Origin of the sequence: Streptomyces sp. NPDC020681 (genome assembly GCF_044334895.1) — a bacterium.
Taxonomy (GTDB): domain Bacteria; phylum Actinomycetota; class Actinomycetes; order Streptomycetales; family Streptomycetaceae; genus Streptomyces.
Window position 1 is genome coordinate 316,919 of the sequence record NZ_JBIRTX010000005.1, and the last position, 21,764, is coordinate 338,682.

Below are 21,764 nucleotides of genomic sequence, written 5' to 3' on the forward strand. Positions count from 1 at the left end.
CAGGTACCCTCGGCCGCTCCGGCTCCAGTAGTCAAATTTGAGGAATGCATCATCGCCGTGCACAAGCCCAACCCGGCAACGCCCTCTTCGACTGCCGAACTCGTCGGTTGCTCCGTGGTCTTCGTGCCCGGGCCGACAGGACATCCGGCTCGCACCGGACGCATCGCGTTCTGGCGTCCCGACGGCTTGGACCTCCCTCTCACGCCCGCCACCGTCGAGTCGCTCACCGTGGTCGCCGACGATGCCCGCCCGCACACCGTCCGGGCCCTGCTGCTGCCCGTACGGGACGCGCTGCCGATCCTGACCCGGGCGCGCGCCCGTACTGACGCCTCGGCATCGGCGGCGTTCTGGGGTGCCGCGACCCTCCTGGCTCTGCAACTCGCCGCCCGCGGGCTGCTGTTGCCCGGACTGACCGCGACCGATCACGACGCCTGGCGGATCGGACCGCTGACACCACAGGACCTCGATCTGGTGCGTACGCTCGCGGCCTCCATGCCGCCGGCCGCGCACGCCGTGCCCCTGGACCCGGCGGCCGAGCCCGTGCTGCTGCCCGAACCGGAAAGACTGCTGCGGTCCTTCCTCGACGCGGTCGCCGACGGACTGCCGCGCACGCCCGCCGCGCCGCTGGCCGCGGGCGGCCCCGCCTTCGCCGCGCAGGAGCCGCAGCACATTCCCGAGCAGCGCGCCTGGGCCGCTGATGTGGCCGCGGGTCATGACGCGGGCGTACGCCTGTCGCTGCGCATCGAGCTCACCGGGACGGAGGCCGAAACAGGCCCGGACTTCCGAGCCGTCCTTCAGATGCACAGCGTCAGCGATCCGGCCGTCGTCGCGGACGCCGCCGAGGTGTGGGCCGGAGGAGGCCGGTCCGGCGCGGCGTTCGGGCCGCGTGCCCGGATGGACGCCTTGCTCGCGCTGCGCCGCGCGGCCCGGGCATGGGCACCGCTCATGCCGCTGCTCCACGCCGCCGTGCCAGACACGATCGAGCTCGCCGACGAGGAGATCGCCGAACTGCTCGGCGAGGCGGCCGGAGCGCTGGCCACGAGCGGTGTCCAGGTGCACTGGCCCAAGGACATGGCGCACCGGCTCACCGCGCGTGCCGTGATCGGGCCGCCCGACGCAGAAGCGGGCGAAAGGACCGAGGGCCCGCAGTCCGGCCGAGACGACTCGGGACTGCCGTCGTTCCTGTCCGCCGATGCCCTGCTCGCCTTCAACTGGTGGTTCGCGCTGGGCGATCAGCGCCTCACCCGGGAGGAGCTGGATCTGCTCGCCGAGGCCAATCGGCCCGTCGTGCGCCTGCGCGACCAGTGGGTGCTCATCGACCCCGAGGAGGCCCGCCGGGCCCGCGAGAGCCAGGACCGCAAACTGACTCCGGTCGATGCACTCGGCGCGGTGCTGACCGGTTCCACCGAGGTCAGCGGCCGTCGCGTCGACGTACAGGCCTCGGGATGGCTGGCCGCGCTCCGCGACCGGCTCGCCGACCCGGAGGGCGGGCCGCAGGAGATCGGCCCACCGGCGGCCCTCGCGGCGACGCTGCGCGACTACCAGCTGCGCGGGCTGAACTGGCTGAACCGGATGACCTCGCTCGGCCTGGGCGGCTGCCTCGCCGACGACATGGGCCTCGGCAAGACCATCACTCTGATCGCGCTCCATCTGCACCGCCAGACCGACGAGTCGGCCGCCGGGCCCACGCTGGTCGTCTGTCCCGCGTCTCTGATGGGCAACTGGCAGCGCGAGATCGAGAAGTTCGCGCCCGGCACGTCCGTACGCCGCTTCCACGGCGCGTCCCGCAGTCTCGATGCGCTCGCCGACGGGGAGTTCGTGCTCACGACGTACGGCACGATGCGCCTCGACGCCGAGCGGCTCGGCACGGTGGCATGGGGCATGGTCGTCGCCGACGAGGCGCAGCATGTGAAGAATCCGTACTCCGCCACCGCCGGGCAGCTGCGCACCATCGGCGCGAAGGCGCGGGTCGCACTCAGCGGCACACCCGTGGAGAACAACCTCTCCGAGCTGTGGGCGATCCTCGACTGGACGACACCCGGGCTGCTCGGCCGGCTCGGCACGTTCCGCAAGCGCTATGCGCAGTCGGTGGAAAGCGGCAACGATCCCGCCGCCGCCCAGCGGCTCGCCGCGCTCGTACGGCCGTTCCTGCTGCGCCGGCGCAAGGCCGACCCGGGCATCGCGCCCGAGCTGCCGCCGAAGACCGAGACCGACCGGGCCGTGTCCCTGACCCGTGAACAGACCGGCCTGTACGAGGCCGTGGTCCGCGAGACGCTGGCCGCGATCTCCGAAGCCGACGGAATGGAACGGCGCGGCCTGGTCGTCAAACTGCTCACCGCGCTCAAGCAGATCTGCAACCACCCGGCGCAGTACCTGAAGGAAGAACGGCCGAAGATCCCGGACCGCTCAGGCAAGTTGGAGCTGCTCGACGAGCTCCTCGACACGATCCTCGCGGAGGACGCGAGCGTGCTGGTCTTCACCCAGTACGTGCAGATGGCGCGGCTGCTCGAGCAGCATCTGGCAGCCCGGGGCGTACGTACGCAGTTCCTGCACGGCGGCACGCCGATCCCCGAGCGCGAGGCCATGGTGAATCGCTTCCAGGACGGCGACGTGCCGGTCTTCCTGCTCTCGCTCAAGGCCGCGGGCACCGGGCTCAATCTCACCCGGGCCGAGCACGTCGTCCACTACGACCGCTGGTGGAACCCGGCCGTCGAGGCGCAGGCCACCGATCGCGCGTACCGCATCGGCCAGGACCGCCCCGTGCAGGTCCACCGGCTGATCGCCGAAGGAACCATCGAGGACCGGATCGCCGACATGCTGGAACGCAAGAGGGAGTTGGCCGATGCGGTGCTCGGCTCCGGCGAGGCCGCGCTGACGGAACTGTCCGACGCCGAACTGGCGGATCTGGTCGAGCTGCGAGGGAGCGGACGATGAGCGACGGTACCGAGACGGAGCGGACGTTCGCCGCACTGCCGCCCGCGCGCGGCCATGGTTTCGCGCAGACCTGGTGGGGCCGGCGGTGGCTCAAGGCGCTGGAGGACACGGCGCTGGACTCCGAGCAGTTGAAGAAGGGCCGCAGGCAGGCGCGCGAGGGTGCGGTCGGGGCGGTGTCGGTACGTCCCGGGCGGATCACCGCGGTCGTACGGGACCGGGACGGCACCGGTCAGCGCGGCGACGTGCTGCTGCAGGAGCTGAGCGAGGCCGAATGGGACCGCTTCCTCGACATGGCCGTGGACCGCGCGGGACACATCGCGGCGCTGCTGGACCGCGAGATGCCGCCGCATCTGGTCGAGGACGCGGCGGAAGCCGGTGTCGAACTGCTGCCGGGTATCGGCGACTTGGAGCCGGAGTGCAGCTGCGGCGCGTGGGACCTGTGTCCGCACACGGCCGCACTCTGCTACCAGGTGGCGCGCCTGCTCGACCAGGATCCGTTCGTGCTGCTGCTGATGCGGGGGCGCGGGGAGCGGAGGCTGCTGGACGAACTGCAGGCGCGGAGCGCCGCGCGGGCGGTGGTGGACGAGCCGGAGCAATCGGTCGAAGGCATGTGGGCGGACGAGGCGTTCGCGGCACGGGACGTACTTCCGCCGCTGCCCTCGCCTCCGCCGCTGCCGGACTCGCCCGGCCGGCCGCAGGCGCTGGGCACCGAGACGGCACCGGCGCCGGGCGTGGATGCTCAGGCGCTGGAGTTCCTCGCCGCCGACGCGGCGGCGCGGGCACGCCGGATGCTCATCGAAGCGCTTTCGCCGGGGCACCGGCACCAGCCGGTGGAGCCCGGGCTGACGACGGACCAGGACGCTGTACGGCTGGCGGCCGCGGGGCCCGGTACGGCGATCGCCGCCCGGCTCGCCGCGGGCACGGACCGGCAGCGCGCCGAACTGGACCTGGCGGCACGGGCCTGGCTCACCGGAGGCGCTGCCGCGCTCTCGGTGCTGGAGGAGGAGTGGACGCCGGACCGTGAGACCCAGGCCAGAGCGCGAGCCCTGCTCGCGGAATCCTGGGAGGCCCCGGACCGCCCCCAGTTGCGCGCGGCAGGCGGCGCCCGCTGGACCGTGGTGGGAGCGGACGCCCAGCTGCGCCTGAGCCCTGACGGCCGCTGGTGGCCGTACCGCAAATCCCGCGGGCGCTGGACCCCGTCCGGGCCTCCGGCCCAGGACCCGGCCGCGGCCCTGGCGGAGTTGGCGGGCGAGGCCGACTGAACGGCCGCGGGGGGGGGGGGGGGGGGGGGGGGGGGGGGGGGGCGCGCGCCCCCCCCCCCCCCCCCCCCCCCGCCCGCATGATGGCGGCACGTCAGGCCCCGTTCACTCCGCCGTCTCATCGCGTTCGACGCAACCGCCCAACCTGGCCGCTGTCGTCCGATCTTCGGCCAGGAGGCCTCATGTCCCCGCTCGCGCACAAGCAGCGCACCGTACGCCGTTCCATCGCCGTGGGGCTCCCGATCGCCCTCGTCGCGGCGATCGCCGTGGCCGGGACCGCCACCGGCGCGCCGGGTCTGCCCCGTACGTCGGGCAACGGCGAGGAGCGGGCTCCGCACGTCGTGCGGAGCGCCGTGCTCGGCGAGATACCGCTCGGGCGCTTCAGCAACGCGCTGCTGCCCGGCTCCGTCGGGGACGACCGCGAGGTACACCTCGGCGGGATCGGCAGTGACATCTACCCCGCAGGCCGCGCGGGCGAGTTCTGGACGGTGACCGACCGCGGGCCCAACGGACAGATCAAGGTCGACGGCAAGAAGCGCCGCACCTTCCCCGTCCCCGGGTTCGACCCGGCGATCGTGAAGGTGCGCGTCACCGGTGACCGCGTGGAGGTGGTCAAGGCCATTGCGATCACCACTCGGTCCGGGAAGCCGGTCACCGGGCTGCCCAACCAGGCGTCGCGCGACGAGGCCCCGTACACGTACGACGCGAAGACCCCTCTCTCGTACAACCCGAGCGGCCTGGACACCGAGGGCATTGTGCGCGCCGCGGACGGCACGTTCTGGCTCGCCGACGAGTACGGACCCTCGCTGGTGCATGTCTCGGCCCACGGCCGGGTGCTCGCCCGCTATGTGCCCAAGGGCCTCCAGCTCGAAGGCGCGGGCTATCCGGTCGTCGAGGCGCTGCCTGCCATTCTGCTGAAGCGCAAGATCAACCGCGGCTTCGAGGGATTGACCCAACTGCCGGGCGGCGACCTGGTGCTGGCGGTGCAGAGCCCGCTGTCCCTGCCGGACGCCGACGCCGGCGACGAGTCGCGCAATGCCCGGCTGCTGCGGTTCTCGCCGAAGAAGCGCACCGTGACCGCCGAGTACGCCTACCGGTTCGACGCGGTGGACGTCGTCGACCCGGGTGAGGACGAGACCGCCGAGCTGAAGATCTCCTCGGTGGTCGCACTCGACCGCGACACTCTGCTGGTGCAGGAGCGCACGGACAAGTCGTCCCGCGTGCACCGCGTCACGCTGCCGCGCGGCCGGGGCATCCTGGGCGGCGCCTGGGACGACCCGGCGACCTCACCTTCGTACGAGCAGATCGAGGACCCGGCGGCCGCCGGCGTGCCGGTGCTGCGCAAGCAGCTGGTCGTCGACTTCGGCAAGGTCGCCGGCGTGCCCGGGAAGATCGAGGGCATCGCGCCCGTCGGCCGGAACACGCTCGCGCTCGTCAACGACAACGACTTCGGGATGACGGACGGGCCCGAGGCCTTCGACGCGCAGGGCCGGCTGGTGGACAGCGGCATCGAGACGACGGTGACGTACGTGCGCCTGCCGCGTCCGCTCCTCGGCTGAACCGCCCTGTGATCGGCCTCGCCCGACGTCCTCGACGACGTTTCCCCTGACGTCGGCACGCTTGTCGCCTCCCGCCGCCTCGGTCACGATGGGCCGATGAGGCCTGGGAGGCCGAATTGAGCGACGCATGGGTGGCCCTGGAGTCCGGCGCGGATCCTACGGAGCGGATCGCCGCGCTGCGCAGTGCGTACGACGCGTATCTGACGGCGGGCCGGGTCGAGCGGCCCGTCCGTCCGGTGGTCGCCGACTCCTGGCGGCGCTCGGCCCGTGCCCATGTCAGCCCGAGCTGGCGCTGCACGCCCCGCCGCCCGCCGCCGGAGGTGTGCAGCTGTCGGCGCTGGGCCGCGACGAGGCGCTGCTGGTGACGGGAGGCCGCAAGCTGCGGCTGAGCCGGCGGCACAGCGAGATCGTGGTGCTGCTGGCGCATCGTCCGGACGGCGTCGGCGGCGACGAGCTGCTGATGGAGCTGTACGAGGACGAGTCGGTCACTCCGGTGACCCTGCGTGCGGAGCTGTCCCGGCTGCGCGGGCTGCTCGGCCCCGAGTTGCTCCGTTCGCGTCCGTACCGGCTGGACGCCCGTGTCGACGCGGACTTCGCCGCGGTGGCACGGCGGCTGGCGTCGGGCGCGGTGACCGGGGCGCTGAGCGGCTATGCCGGTCCGCTGCTGCCCGCCTCGCAGGCGCCGGCGGTGGTCCGGCTGCGCCGCCGTCTGGAGGACCAACTGCGGGCGGCGCTGATCGGGCGCGGCGATCCGGGCCTGCTCGCCGACTGGGCCTACAGCCCGTGGGGCGAGGAGGACCTCCCCGTGTGGCGGGCGCTGGCGTCCGTACTTCCCGTACAGCAGCGTCCTTCCGCGCTCGCGCGGGTGCGTGAGCTCGACGACTGGCAGCGCTCATGAAGGGTTCCGGCTGCTCCCGCGACGGCATTCGGACGGCCGAACGCCTGGCTTTACCCACCGGATGACCGCTCCCGCACTGCGAAGACCGCCCGATCTCCTTACTGTCAGTTGAATGGAGCACGAAGGGCATGAACCGGCCGGGCCCGCGCCGGATGCCCGATCGTCCAACCCGGAGGAGCCCCCATGCCGGAGCTGTTCATCGGCGGCAAGTGGACCGCATCGGTCAAAGGGGAGATACGCGAGATCCGCTGTCCCGCGGACGGCACCCTGGTGGCGACCGTCGACGAGGCGGGCCCGAAGGACTGTTCGGCGGCGATCGCCGCCGCGCGTGACGCCTTCGACCGCGGACCGTGGCCCCGCACTCCGGCCGCCGAGCGCGGCAGGCTGCTGCTGCGCGTCGCCGACCTGATCGAACGCGACAAGGCCGCGCTCGCCCGGGCCGAATCCCTGGACACGGGGAAGCGGCTGGTCGAGAGCGAGATCGACATGGACGACATCGCGAACTGCTTCCGCTACTTCGGCAGTCTGACGGCCTCCGGCGGCGAGGACCGGATCGTCGACACCGGCAATCCCGAGGCGGACAGCCGGGTGGTGCACGAACCGGTCGGCGTCTGCGCGCTGATCACGCCGTGGAACTATCCGCTGCTGCAGACCGCCTGGAAGGTCGCACCGGCGCTCGGCGCGGGCAACACCTTCGTCCTCAAGCCGAGCGAGCTGACGCCGCACACGGCGATCATTCTGATGAACCTGCTGGCCGAGGCCGGACTGCCGGACGGGGCGGCCAATCTTGTGCTCGGCGCGGGCCCGACGGCGGGCGCGCCGCTCACTGAGGACCCGCGGGTGGATCTGGTGTCGTTCACCGGCGGGCTGGTCACCGGACGGCGCATCATGGCGGCCGCCGCGCCCACCGTGAAGAAGGTCGCGCTGGAGCTCGGCGGCAAGAACCCGAACATCGTCTTCGCCGACGCCGACTTCGATGCCGCCGTCGACTACGCGCTGATGGCGGTGTTCCTGCACTCCGGCCAGGTCTGCTCGGCCGGAGCGCGACTGCTGGTCCAGGACGAGTTGCACGACAGGTTCGTGGACGCGGTGGTGGCGCAGGCGAAGCAGATCCCGCTCGGCGGCCCGTTCGACGAGCAGGCCAGGACCGGGCCGCTGATCTCCGCCCAGCACCGGGACAAGATCGAGGCGTATGTGGCGGCAGGGCTCGCCGAGGGCGCGGTACTGCGCTGCGGCGGCAAGCGGCCCGCCGATCCGGCGCTGCGGGACGGCTTCTACTATCTGCCGACCGTGCTGGACGAGTGCGCTCCGGGCATGTCGGTGGTGCGCGACGAGTCGTTCGGCCCGGTGCTCACGGTCGAGCGGTTCCGCGACGAGGAGGAAGCGGTCGCGCTCGCCAACGACACGATCTACGGACTGACCGGCGCGGTCTGGTCGCAGGACGAGGGCAAGGCGCACCGGGTGGCCTCCCAGCTGCGCGCCGGAACGGTCTGGATCAATGACTTCCATCCGTATGTCCCACAGGCCGAATGGGGCGGGATGAAGCAGTCGGGCTTCGGCCGCGAGCTGGGCCCGGCGGGTCTGGCGGAGTATCAGGAAGCCAAACACATCTGGCGCAATCTCGCGCCGCGACCGCAGCGGTGGTTCGCATGAGCAGTGACGATCGTACGACGAAGAGCGCTCAGGGCCGGGTGGACGATGAGGCGCTGGGCGAGCTCGGCTACAAGCCCGAGCTGAGGCGCACCCTCGGCAACTTCCACACCTTCGCCGCCGGGATCAGCTACATCTCGATCCTCACCGGCACCTTCCAGCTGTTCTACTTCGGTGTCGCGTTCGGCGGCCCGGCCTACTGGTGGTCCTGGCCGATGGTCTTCGTCGGGCAGCTGATGGTGGCGCTGTGCTTCTGCGAGCTGGCCGGCCGCTATCCGGTGGCGGGTTCGGTCTACAACTGGGCCAAGACCATGGGCGGTCCGCACATCGGCTGGCTCGGCGGCTGGATGATGATGACGGCGACGATGGTGACGCTGTCCGCCGTGGCGCTCGCGTACCAGATCACGCTGCCGCAGATCGACGGCTGGTTCCAGTTCGTCGGCGACGGTTCCGGCGCGAACGACGCGGCCGCCAACGCCGTGCTGCTCGGCTCGGTGCTGATCCTGTTCTCCACGCTGGTCAACGCCTTCGGCGTCCAACTGATGGCCCGCATCAACTCGACGGGCGTCTTCATCGAACTGATCGCCGCCATCGGCCTGATCATCTTTCTCGCGGCGCACATCACCCGCGGCCCGAGCACCGTCCTCACCGACACCTACGGGCTGGGCGCCGACCGGACCCTCGGCTACTTCGGCGCGTTCCTGACCGCTTCGCTGGCCTCGGCCTACGTGATGTACGGCTTCGACACGGCGTCCTCACTCGGCGAGGAGTCCCACGATCCGAGCCGCAACGCGCCGCGGGCCATCCTGCGCGCGCTGATCGCGTCGTTCATCATCGGCGGACTGATCCTGCTGTTCGCCCTGATGGCGGTGCCGAACCTGGCCGCGGAGGAACTGTCGACGGCCGGTCTGCAGTACGTGGTGCTGGAGACGCTGGGTTCGACGATCGGTGAGATCTTCCTGTGGTGCGTTGTCGTCGCGATCACGGTCTGCGTACTGGCGGTGCAAGCGGCCGGCATCCGGCTGATGTTCGCGATGGCCCGGGACAACAACCTCCCCGCGGGCTCGGTGCTGGCCAAGGTCAGCCCGCGCTTCAAGACGCCGGTGGTGCCCTCCGTGGTGATCGGTGTGGTCGCCCTCGTCATCCTGATCATCAACATCAATCAGCCGCAGATCTTCTCGGTGGTCACGAGCATCGCCGTCATCATGATCTATCTGGCCTATCTGTGCGTCACCGCGCCGATGCTGCTCCAGCGGCTGCGCGGCCAATGGCAGCCCGCCGAGGGCAGGTTCTCGCTCGGCCGGTGGGGGCTGCCCGTCAACATCCTCGCCGTGGTGTGGGGTGCGGCCATGTCGCTGAACCTCGCCTGGCCGCGCGCCGAGGTCTACAACGCCACGGGTGCGCAGCACTGGTATCTGCGCTGGGGCGCCTTCCTGTTCGTCGGCGCGGTCGCGCTCGGTGGCTTCGCCTACTACTGGTTCGTGCAGCGGCACCGTACCGGCGTCCTCGAGGAGCACCGCGCCGTCGCCACGGACAAGCCGGACTCCCCCACCGCCTGACACCTCCGATCCCGTCCTGGAGACGCCATGTCCGCACAGAACCCGGCCAACGAGTTCGACTATGTGGTGGTCGGCGGCGGCACCGCCGGCGCCGTCGTCGCCGCGCGGCTGTCCGAGGACCCGGCCGTCAGCGTGTGCGTCGTCGAGGCGGGCCCGTCGGACGTCGGCGACGAGAACATCCTGCGGCTCGACCGGTGGATGGCGCTGCTGGAGTCCGGTTACGACTGGGACTACCCGGTCGAGCCGCAGGAGAACGGCAACAGCTTCATGCGGCACGCCCGCGCCAAGGTGCTCGGCGGCTGTTCGTCGCACAACTCGTGCATCGCGTTCTGGGCCCCGGCCGAAGACCTGGACGAGTGGGGCGCGATGGGCTGTACGGGCTGGAGCGCCAAGGACTGTTTCCCGCTCTACCAGCGGCTGGAGTCCAATGACGCGCCGGGCGAGCACCACGGCCGCTCGGGCCCGGTCACGATCCGGACCGTACCGCCGAACGACCCGTGCGGCAGTGCGCTGCTGGCGGCCTGCGCGGCCGCCGACATCCCCACCACGCCGTTCAACTCCGGCACGACGGTGATCCGCGGGGCGAACTGGTTCCAGATCAACTCCCGCCCCGACGGGACCCGTTCATCGGCCTCGGTGTCGTATCTGCATCCCGTCCTCGGCAGCCGACCGAACCTGGAGGTACGGACCGGACTGCAGGCCAAGCGGCTGCTGTTCGGCGGTGACGGACGGTGTACCGGAGTCGAGTATCTGGAGCCCGACACCGTTCACAGCGGTTCGGTCGCGGCACGCCGCGAGGTGATCGTCGCGTGCGGGGCCATCGACTCGCCGAAGCTGCTGATGCTGTCCGGCATCGGACCGGCCGCGCATCTGCGCGAGTGCGGGGTCGACGTGCGGGTCGACTCCCCCGGGGTCGGCTCCCATCTCCAGGACCACCCGGAGGGCGTGATCATGTGGGAGGCGAAGCAGCCCATGGTCACCTCGTCGACCCAGTGGTGGGAGATCGGCATCTTCGCCGACACCCAGCCGGGTCTCGACCGGCCGGATCTGATGTTCCACTACGGCTCTGTGCCGTTCGACATGAACACCTACCGGCGCGGATATCCCACCTCGGACAACGCCTTCTGCCTCACGCCGAACGTCACCCGCGCGCGGTCCATGGGCACCGTGCGGCTGCGCACCCGAGACTTCCGGGACAAGCCGAAGGTCGATCCGCGCTACTTCACGCACGAGCACGACATCCGCGTCATGACCTACGGGCTGCGGCTGGCGCGCAAGATCGCGGCGAAGTCGCCGATGGTGGAATGGGCGGGCAAGGAACTCGCCCCGGGTCCGTCGCTGCAGTCCGACGACGAGCTGTTCTCGTACATCCGGGAGACGCACAACACCGTCTACCATCCGGCGGGCACGGTCCGGATGGGCGCGGCGGACGACGCGGACTCGCCGCTCGATCCGCAGTTGCGGGTCAAGGGCGTCAGCGGGCTGCGGGTGGCGGACGCGTCCGTGATGCCGTTCCTGCCCGCGGTCAATCCGTGCATCACGACGATGATGATCGGCGAGAAGTGCTCTGATCTGATCAAGTCGGGCTGAGCGACGAATCGTTGTGCAACGTCCTCGCAACCTCCTGGTCCCTAGCCTCGCGGCGAGCGCCGTCCAAAGGCGGACGGCGCCCTCACCGGGAGGCCCAGGACATGACCCGATACGCAGCGCCGGGCAGCGACGGCGCGATCGTCTCGTACGAGTCCCGCTACGACCACTGGATCGGCGGCGAATACGTCCCGCCGGCCCGTGGCGAGTACTTCGAGAACCCGACCCCGGTCAACGGCCGCCCCTTCACCGAGATCGCCCGCGGCACCGCCGACGACGTGGAACGCGCGCTGGACGCGGCCCATGCCGCCGCACCCGGCTGGGGCCGCACCTCGCCCGGCGACCGGGCCTCCGTGCTGCTGAAGATCGCCGACCGGATGGAGGCTCATCTGGAGGAGCTGGCGGTCGCCGAGAGCTGGGAGAACGGCAAACCGGTCCGCGAGACACTGGCCGCCGACATCCCGCTCGCCATCGACCACTTCCGCTACTTCGCGGGAGCGCTGCGGGCCCAGGAAGGCTCGCTGAGCGAGCTCGACGACGACACTGTCGCGTACCACTTCCATGAGCCGCTGGGCGTGGTCGCCCAGATCATTCCGTGGAACTTCCCGATCCTGATGGCGGTCTGGAAGCTGGCCCCTGCCCTCGCGGCCGGCAACGCGGTGGTCCTCAAGCCGGCCGAGCAGACACCGGCCTCCATCCACTTCTGGATGAGCCTGGTCGCCGATCTGCTGCCGCCGGGCGTCGTCAACATCGTCAACGGCTTCGGCGTGGAGGCCGGAAAGCCGCTCGCCTCCAGCGCGAGGGTCGCCAAGGTCGCGTTCACCGGCGAGACCACGACGGGGCGGCTGATCATGCAGTACGCCTCCGAGAACATCAAACCGGTCACCCTGGAACTCGGCGGCAAGTCGCCGAACATCTTCTTCGACGACATCTGGGCTGCCGACGACGACCTGCGCGACAAGGCGCTGGAGGGCTTCACCATGTTCGCCCTCAACCAGGGCGAGGTGTGCACCTGCCCGTCGCGTGCGCTGATCCAACGCGGCCACTACAGCGAGTTCCTGGACGCGGGCATCGCCCGCACCCAGGCGATCGTGCCGGGCCACCCGCTGGACACGGACACGATGATCGGCGCGCAGGCCTCCAACGACCAGCTGCAGAAGATCCTTTCGTATCTCGACATCGGCCAGCAGGAAGGCGCCAAGATCCTGACGGGCGGCCAGCGGATCGAGTACGACGGCGAACTGGCCGGCGGCTATTACGTGCAGCCAACGGTCTTCGAGGGCGACAACCGCATGCGGGTCTTCCAGGAGGAGATCTTCGGCCCGGTCGTCGCCGTCACGTCCTTCGCGGACTTCGACGACGCGATCAAGACGGCGAACGACACGCTGTACGGGCTGGGCGCGGGTGTCTGGACACGCGACATCAACACGGCGTACCGCGCCGGACGCGCGATCCAGGCGGGCAGGGTCTGGACGAACTGCTATCACGCGTATCCGGCACACGCGGCGTTCGGCGGCTACAAGCAGTCGGGCATCGGCCGCGAGAACCACCGGATGATGCTGGAGCACTACCAGCAGACGAAGAACCTTTTGGTGAGCTACTCGCCGAAGAAGCTCGGCTTCTTCTAGGGCCAAGAAGAGGGCGCCTGAACTGGGCTGCTCCCCGTCAGGCGCCCTCTGCGCTATCCGATGACAAAGCAGACCGGATTGCGTCGACTATCCCAACTCCTCCCAGCGGTCTCCCACTCCTGACCAGCAGTTGCGGACCAGATCCGGCAGCCCTGGGGAACTTGGCGTAGTGCCGGAAGAGGACTTCAATGCTCTGCCCGGCTCGGCGCGCGCATTCGGCCGGGGTCCACGTCAGAGTGCAGCCAGAAGGAGATCCCGGCGTGCCGAAGGTCGTAAGGCCTCGTGGCAGCCGGCCGTTCGGCGCCACGCCGAACCGGTCGATGTGTGATCTCAGCGTGCTCACGAAGGAGGGCGGGATCGGCACGGGCCGCGTGGCCTTGGAAGCGCGTCGTTTTGGGGAGTGCACTTCATAGACCTCACCGTCGTCGGTCCACTCCTTGCCGGAGGTTACGACCCCGCCCCGTCAGGTTGAGCATGCCTCACCCGGTCTCCGGGAGGTGCCCCCAGTCGCTGTAGGACGTTCAGTATGCGGCTATGCCTTCCCGCGGCGGTACCACGATCAGAGGGCAGGTCGCCTGATGGAGGAGCACGTGGCTCACCGAGCCGAGCAGCATGCCGCGAAAGCCGCCGAGCCCGCGGGACCCGACCACCAGGCACCGCGCATTTGCGGCCGTGTGGGCCAAGGCCCGCGCCGGGTGGCCATACCTCACCCGATAGTCAACCTCAACCTCCGGGTACTTCTCCCGCCAGCCCGCTGTCGCTTCCGACAGCTCGATTCTGGAGCGATTCTCGACATCGGCCCGCTCGCCGCCTACTGCCCGCTCGCGATGCAGGTAGCGCACCATGACCGCCCGCAGTCGAGCCCCGGACACCGCGGCCTCTTCGAAGGCGAACGCCATGGCATCGCGGGAATTGGCGGACCCGTCGACCCCCACGACGACCAGGGGCGGCTCGCCGACGGCGTGCTCGGGTTCGCGGGCCACCACTACCGGGCACCCGGCATGGGCGGTGAGGGTGACCCCAAGGGGGGAGACGGTGAACAGCTGCTCCGCCACGTTCAGCCGCTTCGCACCCACCACCAGCAGAGCGGCATCCGCACCCTGTTCCACCAGCACCCGGGCTCGCGGACCGTCAGCGGAACGCGCCTCGACCTCCAAGCCCGGATGGCGTGCGTGGACGAACTCCACAGCCTCACGCAGCACCGCCTCTCCGCCGGACCGGAAGTGGGCGCTCCAGGTGCGCTCCGGGTGGGGGACGTGGGGGTCGGGGTCTGCTCCCGGCGGCCATTCCAGCGCGTGTACCAGCCGCAGCGGCAGTTGCCGCAGCGCGGCTTCGTCCGAGGCCCAGGCAAGGCCGGTTCTGCTTGCGTCGGATTGGCTGACTCCGGCGACTACGGGCATACGCCCGTGGGCATGGGGGGCGGGGGCCGTAGGCATCTTGGCTCTCTCCTTCACTGTGACAGCGCCGGCATACCGGCCCCATCAGCCTCGCCGCACCACCCGCCACACGCGAGAGCCATCAGGTGCCCGCCGGGGGACCACTGGTCCCGGCTTGAGGCGCACCCCAGATGTCGCGGCCGCGCCCAGCCCCCCGGACGTGACTTGGTGGGACCGCCATTCCCCCACCAGCCGACAGATCACGACAGCCGGACACCCCGGGAGCGGGCCCGGCGAACCGACGGGCCGCCATATCGTCGGATCTTTCCCCGGCCTCAGCGAGCCAAAGGTGAGCATGCGGACGTGTCGCAGGAAGAGTTCACGTCTCGCTCGTGACGCATCTCCGCCTCGGCCTTCACTTACCTGCCCGTGTTCGATGCCGGACTGCAGGACGACATCAGTGCCCAGGTGGCTCAGGCGCACGGCGACATGCTGCTGCCGTGGCACAAGTTCCACACGGTGGACGTGGTCGAGAAGCCGGTCCCGGGTTCTGCTACGCGGCAGCTGTCGGCGGCCGCCGAGGGCGCCGATCTGGTGGTGGTCGGCCGGTCGCATCCGGGGCGGTCCGCTGGGGCCCGCACATCGGCCATGTCGCCCATGCCGTCATCGAACACGCCACGTCGCCCGTCGCCGTGGTGGCCCACGACTGGCCGGCCGCGGCCCAAACCGAACGGCCCTGGACGGACCCGTCCAGGGCGGTTGCGGTGTAGCAGGGCGCGTTCCCATGCGCGCGGTGTCAGGGGTGCGGTACGACCGCGACCGCACCGGGCGCGTGGTGGAGAACAGCATGGGTAACTGAGCCAAGACGGCGCAGGCCCGTGTCGTGGGTGCGGCGTCCGACGACCACGAGGCTCGCGCGGTCGCTGTTGGACAGCAGAACCTCCGAGGCTGCGCCGATCTCGACATGCTCGATGACATCCACATCGGGGTACTTCTGGCGCCAGGGCCCCAGGGCGTCGGCCAGGATCTCCTTATGCAGCGGCTCCAAGCCACCCGCCTGATCGGCCAGCCACATCGATCCCGGACTCCAGGACAGGACCGACGGGATGCTCCAGGCGCGTACAGCTCGAAGCGTCGCTCCGCGTTCGGCGGCGGCCGCGAAGGCGAACTCGAGGACTGGTCCGCCGGCTTCCTCTGCTTCCTGTACGCCGACGACGACCTCGTCGAAGCGCTGTTGCACTGTGGTCTGCCTCGGCCCGCGCACCATGACGACCGGCCCGGTCGCCTGGCGCAGCACCTGCAGAGACACAGAACCGACCAGATAGCCGGTCAGCGTGCCGTAGCCGCGAGAGCCCAGCACCAGCATCTCGGCCCGCGCGGCTTCGGCGACGAGCGTCGGTACGGGGTCATCGACCAGCAGCTCGGTAGTGACGTTCAGGTCCGGGTACACCTTGGCCACGCGGGCTTCCGCCTCGTTCAGCACGTTGCGCACCCACCGCTCCTCCATAGCACGGTCCCCGATGTACACCGTGTCGGTGCCGCGCCACACCCAGGCGTGCACCAGGCGCAGGTCCATCCCCCGGCGCGCCGCCTCGTGCGCCGCCCAGTCCGCGGCGGCGAGGGCGTGGTCTGTTCCGTCCAGTCCAACGGTGATGGTGCCAGGCATGGTCGCCTCCCGGTGGTGCCGCCGCGGTCAGTATTCGCAACGGACTTGCTGACTTCGTGAGGTAGACGATTACAGAGGAGGGACCGGCGGTGCCTGGGCCGATCGTCCCTGGCCCGGGTCCTCTCGGCCCTGTTCCACGCTGTACCGACCACCGCCGAGCCGGGAACGATCCCTGCACCGCGCTCGGGCCCCTACGCAGTCGGGGCTACGACCGGCGTCTCCCCTCGTCGGGCGAACGTCGGCCGCACGTGGGGGGAGCGCCACCAGCTCACGGGCGATGGCCTGCGCCCAGGAGCGGATCCGCTCACGGTCACGGAAATCCCCGCCTCGCCCGGTCGGCCGCTTCTCCCGAGTCGCGGTCGCATGCAAGTGATCGCGCAAGTCCGCCCAAACCGGCCGTGACTGGCCCCCGCGCCCGCCGCCCCATACAGATTTCGCGACGCATCTCAGCCGTCCTGCCCGAAGCTGACAGCCGGGACCGCAACGGCTGAGCCGGATCGCCCCAACAGGTCTGCCGCCACAGTGCCGTTCGGCCGTTCGGCCGCAGCGTACTCACCGGCCCCAGCGGGAGATTGAGCACGCACACCGCTCATCGCGCTCACTCGTGAAAGGTACTGACAGGCATGGTCGTTCGCCTTCCTCCGCATCGGCACACCGGTATCCGTATTCCGTCATGGCATCGAACCGGGACGACCCGAACCGGCGACGGCGCGCAGCCCCGGTCCGTGACCGGCGCCCTTGCCCGCGCTGCCGCCGCCCGCGTTCTGATCGGTTTCGTGTTCCTCTGGGCGTTCTTCGACAAGGCCTTCAGATGGGCGCATTCTGCGGCTCCATCTCTTCCACGTGCTGCGGACGCTCTCGCCGCACACCGCGGACCTTGATGTGGGTGTCCCGGCCCGAGGGCTCGCGAGCCCTGTGGCAGGCCTGGTGCGGCGCCAGCGCTGCATGACGATCCGTCAACTCCAACAACCACACTGCGCGCCATGACTGTCCGCCTTCCGTCGGCCGGAGAGCAGGGCCTCCACCCGATTCCACCTTCGGTCGCGAGCGTGCCCCTCGGGAGAAGCCTTTCGGACCGCAGAGGGAGCCTGGCGCCCCTGCCCCATTTGCTCGGCGCGGGTGAAGCTGCTGCCAGGAACACAACAGACCAAGCAGGAGGTACTACTCATGGCTCGTGCCGTGATTGTCGGGATCGACGGCTCTCCCGAGAGCCTGGCTGCCGCGCGCTGGGCAGCCACAGAGTCCGTGCTCCGCAGCGTTCCGCTCCATCTCGTGCACGCCTGGGAATGGTCCCCCGCCCCCTCGGCTTCCGTCCCGACCAGTGAGACTCAGCGTCATTGGGCCGGTCGTATCCTGCGTACGGCCGTGGAACAGCTCCGTAGCAGCCACCCTGGGCTTCGGCCGACCCACGAGCAGATATCGGACTCGCCCGTCGCCGCGCTCCTGGCAGCGGCCGAGAACGCCGAGGTACTCGTCCTCGGCTCCCGCGGCCTGAGCGGAATGGCCGGATTCGTGACCGGCTCCGTAGCACTCAGAGTGGTCGCCCATGCTCCGCGGCCGGTCGTACTCGTACGATCCGAGAGGCATACCGGGGCACACTCATCTCCCGACGTACTCCGGCCGACCGGCGCTCCCCACAGCTCCGACGTTGTGGCCGGCATCGACCTCACCCATTCCTGCGACGAGGTGATCGAATTCGCCTTTGAAGCGGCCCTCGTACGCGGCGTGGGCCTGCACGTCGTACACGGCTACACCTTGCCGTCGTCGTACGCGATCGCCGCCGGTGAGGGCACGCTCATCGCCGATTCCGGGCTGGTCAGGGAACGTGAGTACGCGCTGAGCACGGTCCTGGAGCCGTGGCGCGAAAAGAGCCCTGACCTTGCCGTCCGTGCCAGCAGCGTTTCGGGGCAGGCCGTCGCCCACCTGGTCGAAGCGGCTGCCGATGCGCCGATGCTGGTCATCGGCCGACGCGAGCGAACATCCCCCCTCGGAATGCATCTGGGGTCTGTGGCTCACGGCGTGATTCATCACGCAGCCTGCCCAGTGGCCGTCGTGCCCCACGCCTGAGACCAAGCCCCGGTTCAGGTGACCGCCCGTCGGGTGGGGGCTCCCGTGGCGAGATACGCGGGGCCCACCCGGCCCTGGCGCGGCCCCATGGCGACGGACTAAGGATGGAACCACAGGGCAAGGTGCTCGTGACAGTGTGGAGGACAAGCAATGACCGAGGACCTGGAAACTTCACCGCGGAAGCCGATTCGCGTATTCCTGCTCGACGACCACGAGGTCGTGCGGCGCGGGGTGAGCGACCTGCTCGACGCGGAGCCCGATATCGAAGTCGTCGGTGAGGCGGGGACAACAGAACAGGCTCTTGCCAGAGGGCCGGCTCTGCGTCCTGACGTCGCCGTGCTGGATGTGCGGCTGCCGGACGGCGACGGGATCACGGTCTGCCGAGAACTGCGGTCGAGGATGCCGGACCTGGCATGTCTGATGCTGACCTCTTTCGACGACGACGACGCACTCCTCGACGCGATCATGGCGGGGGCCGCAGGCTATGTGCTGAAGGAGATCAAAGGGTCTGCGCTTGTTGCCGCGGTCCGCACCGTCTCCTCCGGCCAGTCGATGCTCGACCCAGCGACCACGACCCGTCTGATGAGTAGCCTCCGCGGCGACTCTCCGCAGAACACCGAAGCAGGCGCACTGTCCGAGCTCTCCGCCCGCGAACGGGAGATCCTCGATCTCATCGGAGAGGGACTGACCAACTCCCAGATCGGCAAACGGCTTTACCTCGCGGAGAAGACGGTCAAGAACAACGTCTCCCGCCTGCTCGCCAAGCTGGGCGTCGAGCGGCGCATCCAGGCTGCGGTCATGGTCACGCAGGCCGCACCGCAGGCCCCCGTTCGGCGGGACCGCTGAAGCGGAGGAAGGCACTCGTCAGTCCGGGAGAGAGAGCCTTCACCCAGGGACGCCCGGTACCTGCCACGTCAGGCGCGTGCCGCCGTGCGGGGAGGTGTCGACGGTCCATCGGGCGCCGAGCCCGGCCTACGACGGGCGGAGGCTGAGCGCTCACGGGGTACCGTGCACTACTTCGCGCCGCGCTGTCCGGGGCGGGGTCACTCGTCGGCCGAAAGGGGAACGCTCCAGTCCACGACACTGCCAGTGGGCTGATTGGGCGCAAGGACCAGAGCTCCTCCGAGTTCCTCGGCGCGGGTGTGGAGGTTGGCCAGGCCGCTGCGGTGGGCGCGCGCGGGGGCAGTACCCCGGCCGTTGTCGGTCACCCGCAGCGTAAGGTGCGCCGAGGTTACCTGGGCGGTGACCTCCACCTCGGTGGCGTCGGCGTGCCGGGCGGCGTTTGCTAGGGCTTCGCGGAGCACTGCAAGAAGGTGGTCTGCCATGGCTAGTGGGACCAGGGTGTCCAGCAACCCGGTCATACGCAGCGCAGGTGCGAAGCCCAACGCCTCGGATGCCCGGTTCGATTCGGCCACCAGACGGGAGCGCAGCCCGGTGTCTTCGGGGCGACCGCGCTGTTGCAATCCGTAAATGGTGGAACGGATGACCTTGATGGTGTCGTCGAGGTCATCCACGACTCGTGCAATACGCTCGGCGACCCGCGGCCGGTCGGCGACCTGGGCGAGGGTGGACTGCAGGCTCAGACCGCTGGCGAACAGGCGCTGAATCGCCAGGTCGTGCAGATCGCGGGCGATGCGGTCACGGTCGGTCAGAACCAGGAGGCGTTCGGCATCGTGCCGGTGTCCGGCGATCTCCAGGGCAAGAGCGGCATGGTTGGCGAATCCGGCGATCATAGCCACGGCCGCGTCGGCGAACGCGGGACGGCCGCTAAGGCGGGCAACTTGCAGGACACCGCGCACATGTTCGGGCGTACCGAGGGGGACCAGGAAGACCGGTCCCAGGGTCGTGGAAGCGGTGTCCCGTTCGGCGCGGGGGTCGGCGTTCCAGTCCTGGGTGGTGATCGTCTCGCCTGAGCTGTAGACCTTCCCGGCCAAAGTGGTGTGCGACAACACCAGTCCAAGGGCACGATCTGCATCCGTTCCGGCGGCGGCCTCGATCACCAGATTGCCGGTGCGGGGAACAGGCACGGCGAGGGTGACCAAGTCGGCGTCGGCCATCTCGAGGACGGTTGCGGTGAAGTTCCTCAGTACCTCGGCGGGTTCAACGCCGGACAGCAGGGCACGGGTCAGTTCGCCGCTGGCCATCAGCCAGCGCTCCCGACGCTGGACGGCGTCGTACAACCGAGCATTGTCGATTGCCACCCCGGCTGCCACGGCCAGGGTGACCAGCACCGCTTCGTCATCGGCACCGAACTCGGCCCCGCCCCGCTTCTCGGTCAGGTACAGGTTGCCGAACACCTTCTCACGCACCCGGACGGGGGCACCGAGGAAGGTCCGCATCGGTGGATGGCCGGCCGGGAAGCCGGATGCATCGGGCTGCTCGCCCAGGTCGACCAGCCGCAGCGAGTGCGGTTCACGGATCAGGAGCCCCAGGATGCCCCGGCCCTGCGGATAGGGCCCGATCTGCTCGATGGTCTCGTCGTCCATGCCGACCGTGATGAACTGGCTGAGCCCATTTTCCTCACCAATCACGCCCAGGGCCCCGTACCGAGCATCAACCAGGTCGGCTGCGGACTGCACTATCTGCTGCAGTACAACACCAAGGTCCAGGTCGCTGCCGACGGCCAGAACCGCCTCCAGCAGCGGATCTACGCGATCCCGGGGCGAGCGCGCAAGGACTGCCTGCGACTGCGGGTCGTTCGGCAGCTCGTCCAGCCGCAGCTGCGATGCTGCCGCCCCGGTATCCCTCTCGGCATCCGTGTCCTCGCCCACTTCGGCTCCCTAAGGCCGCCGGCACATTGCCTTTGGCTCCTCCAGCCTGCCCCGGACGGATCGGTCTGCACGCATCCACGCGTACCAAGACGAATCCATGCCGCCAAAGAACCCCGCGTTCACGAAGCCGTTCAGCATGCTGCGGGGCACGAACCCATCAGCCCTGCGACGCTCGATGACGCCCACCACGATCTGGATGATGCTGCCGGGGATGCCGGCGAAGAGGCCATCGAGTCGCTCTGACAGGGCCGGCGGGCCCCTTGGAGAGGCCGTTCGGCCCTCGCCCCTGAACCCGAATACGGCACAGGCTGAGATGGCGAGCACCACGCCCATGAGCCCTCACCCACTGAAGTGATGGCGCATGGCGACTGCCGAGGATCAACACCATAGGGCAGGAGTTCGTGTCCATGATCGTGACGCTGTACGGGCGGCAAGCGGCCCGGTGCGCGCCTTGTCACCGAGTTCTCCACACCGGTCCGTGCGGGCATTGCCCGCTCCACACAGGCTGCCCGCTACACCGCTGGCCGCCAGGCTCGGGTTCCAACCGCTTCCGCTTGGCTTCTTCGTCGCGCCTGTCGCCATGGTGATCTGCTACCTCGCCCTGATCGAGGTAGGTAAGCGGATCTTCTACCGCTGGCGGCCGACACCAATTGCCGAGCCGCGGGGCGCGGTAGGCCACAGCCGTCTCCTGCGTCGTCGTGCTGCCCGGTTCAGCACTGCTCTCCGCCCTGACCACCGACCCCGCCCCGTTGGGAGATGAGCCGAGCACATCGGGCCCAACGGCCGCCTGCCCGTACCGACCGACCGTGC

The 21,764-nt window shown here is 69.9% G+C and carries 13 protein-coding genes and 2 pseudogenes; 12 read left to right on the plus strand and 3 right to left on the minus strand.

Going from position 1 to position 21,764, the window contains the following annotated elements; all coding sequences use genetic code 11:
• The first annotated feature begins 57 nt into the window (after positions 1-57).
• From ACH4YL_RS14455 to ACH4YL_RS14495, 9 genes and pseudogenes are all read left to right on the plus strand, one after another.
• Positions 58-2,934 (plus strand): DEAD/DEAH box helicase, encoded by a 2,877-nt coding sequence (locus ACH4YL_RS14455; protein WP_398507626.1) that lies wholly within the window; start codon positions 58-60, stop codon positions 2,932-2,934.
• Positions 2,931-4,196: an SWF or SNF family helicase gene (locus tag ACH4YL_RS14460; protein WP_398507627.1), complete on the plus strand. Its 1,266-nt coding sequence runs from the start codon at positions 2,931-2,933 to the stop codon at positions 4,194-4,196. Before ACH4YL_RS14455 ends, ACH4YL_RS14460 begins: the two co-directional genes overlap by 4 nt.
• A 179-nt stretch (positions 4,197-4,375) precedes the next feature.
• Positions 4,376-5,752, plus strand: coding sequence for an esterase-like activity of phytase family protein (locus ACH4YL_RS14465; protein ID WP_398507628.1), 1,377 nt, complete (start codon positions 4,376-4,378; stop codon positions 5,750-5,752).
• 116 nt (positions 5,753-5,868) lie between these two features.
• The gene (locus tag ACH4YL_RS14470) at positions 5,869-6,117 is read left to right on the plus strand and encodes a hypothetical protein (protein WP_398507899.1); all 249 of its coding nucleotides are present in this window, start codon (positions 5,869-5,871) and stop codon (positions 6,115-6,117) included.
• Positions 6,036-6,650: pseudogene (locus ACH4YL_RS14475) on the plus strand (transcriptional regulator); the annotation flags it as partial. The gene ACH4YL_RS14470 and the pseudogene ACH4YL_RS14475, both read left to right, overlap by 82 nt.
• 183 nt (positions 6,651-6,833) lie before the next feature.
• On the plus strand, positions 6,834-8,303 hold the full coding sequence (locus tag ACH4YL_RS14480; protein WP_398507629.1) for an aldehyde dehydrogenase family protein: 1,470 nt from the start codon (positions 6,834-6,836) through the stop codon (positions 8,301-8,303).
• On the plus strand, positions 8,300-9,859 hold the full coding sequence (locus ACH4YL_RS14485; RefSeq protein ID WP_398507630.1) for an APC family permease: 1,560 nt from the start codon (positions 8,300-8,302) through the stop codon (positions 9,857-9,859). Before ACH4YL_RS14480 ends, ACH4YL_RS14485 begins: the two co-directional genes overlap by 4 nt.
• Positions 9,860-9,886: 27 nt before the next feature.
• Positions 9,887-11,449, plus strand: coding sequence for a GMC family oxidoreductase (locus tag ACH4YL_RS14490; RefSeq protein WP_398507631.1), 1,563 nt, complete (start codon positions 9,887-9,889; stop codon positions 11,447-11,449).
• 101 nt (positions 11,450-11,550) lie between these two features.
• Complete coding sequence (locus ACH4YL_RS14495; RefSeq protein ID WP_398507632.1) at positions 11,551-13,074, plus strand: aldehyde dehydrogenase family protein; 1,524 nt, start codon at positions 11,551-11,553, stop codon at positions 13,072-13,074.
• Positions 13,075-13,595: 521 nt separating this feature from the next.
• Here the strand turns inward: ACH4YL_RS14495 and ACH4YL_RS14500 are convergent.
• Complete coding sequence (locus ACH4YL_RS14500) at positions 13,596-14,474, minus strand: universal stress protein (protein WP_398507633.1); 879 nt, start codon at positions 14,472-14,474, stop codon at positions 13,596-13,598.
• A gap of 772 nt (positions 14,475-15,246) precedes the next feature.
• Positions 15,247-16,116, minus strand: coding sequence for a universal stress protein (locus tag ACH4YL_RS14505; protein WP_398507634.1), 870 nt, complete (start codon positions 16,114-16,116; stop codon positions 15,247-15,249).
• A gap of 1,167 nt (positions 16,117-17,283) precedes the next feature.
• On the opposite strand from ACH4YL_RS14505, the pseudogene ACH4YL_RS14510 reads away from it, so the two are divergent.
• The 3 genes and pseudogenes from ACH4YL_RS14510 to ACH4YL_RS14520 all read left to right on the plus strand — a co-directional run.
• Positions 17,284-17,679, plus strand: a pseudogene (locus tag ACH4YL_RS14510) (universal stress protein); the annotation flags it as partial.
• An 87-nt stretch (positions 17,680-17,766) separates the two neighbouring features.
• Positions 17,767-18,183, plus strand: a complete 417-nt coding sequence (locus ACH4YL_RS14515) for a universal stress protein (RefSeq protein ID WP_398507877.1) — start codon at positions 17,767-17,769, stop codon at positions 18,181-18,183.
• A 150-nt stretch (positions 18,184-18,333) separates the two neighbouring features.
• On the plus strand, positions 18,334-19,029 hold the full coding sequence (locus ACH4YL_RS14520; RefSeq protein WP_398507635.1) for a response regulator: 696 nt from the start codon (positions 18,334-18,336) through the stop codon (positions 19,027-19,029).
• A gap of 197 nt (positions 19,030-19,226) precedes the next feature.
• On the opposite strand, the gene ACH4YL_RS14525 is transcribed toward ACH4YL_RS14520, so the two are convergent.
• Positions 19,227-20,954, minus strand: coding sequence for a GAF domain-containing protein (locus ACH4YL_RS14525; RefSeq protein WP_398507636.1), 1,728 nt, complete (start codon positions 20,952-20,954; stop codon positions 19,227-19,229).
• Positions 20,955-21,764: the final 810 nt, after the last annotated feature.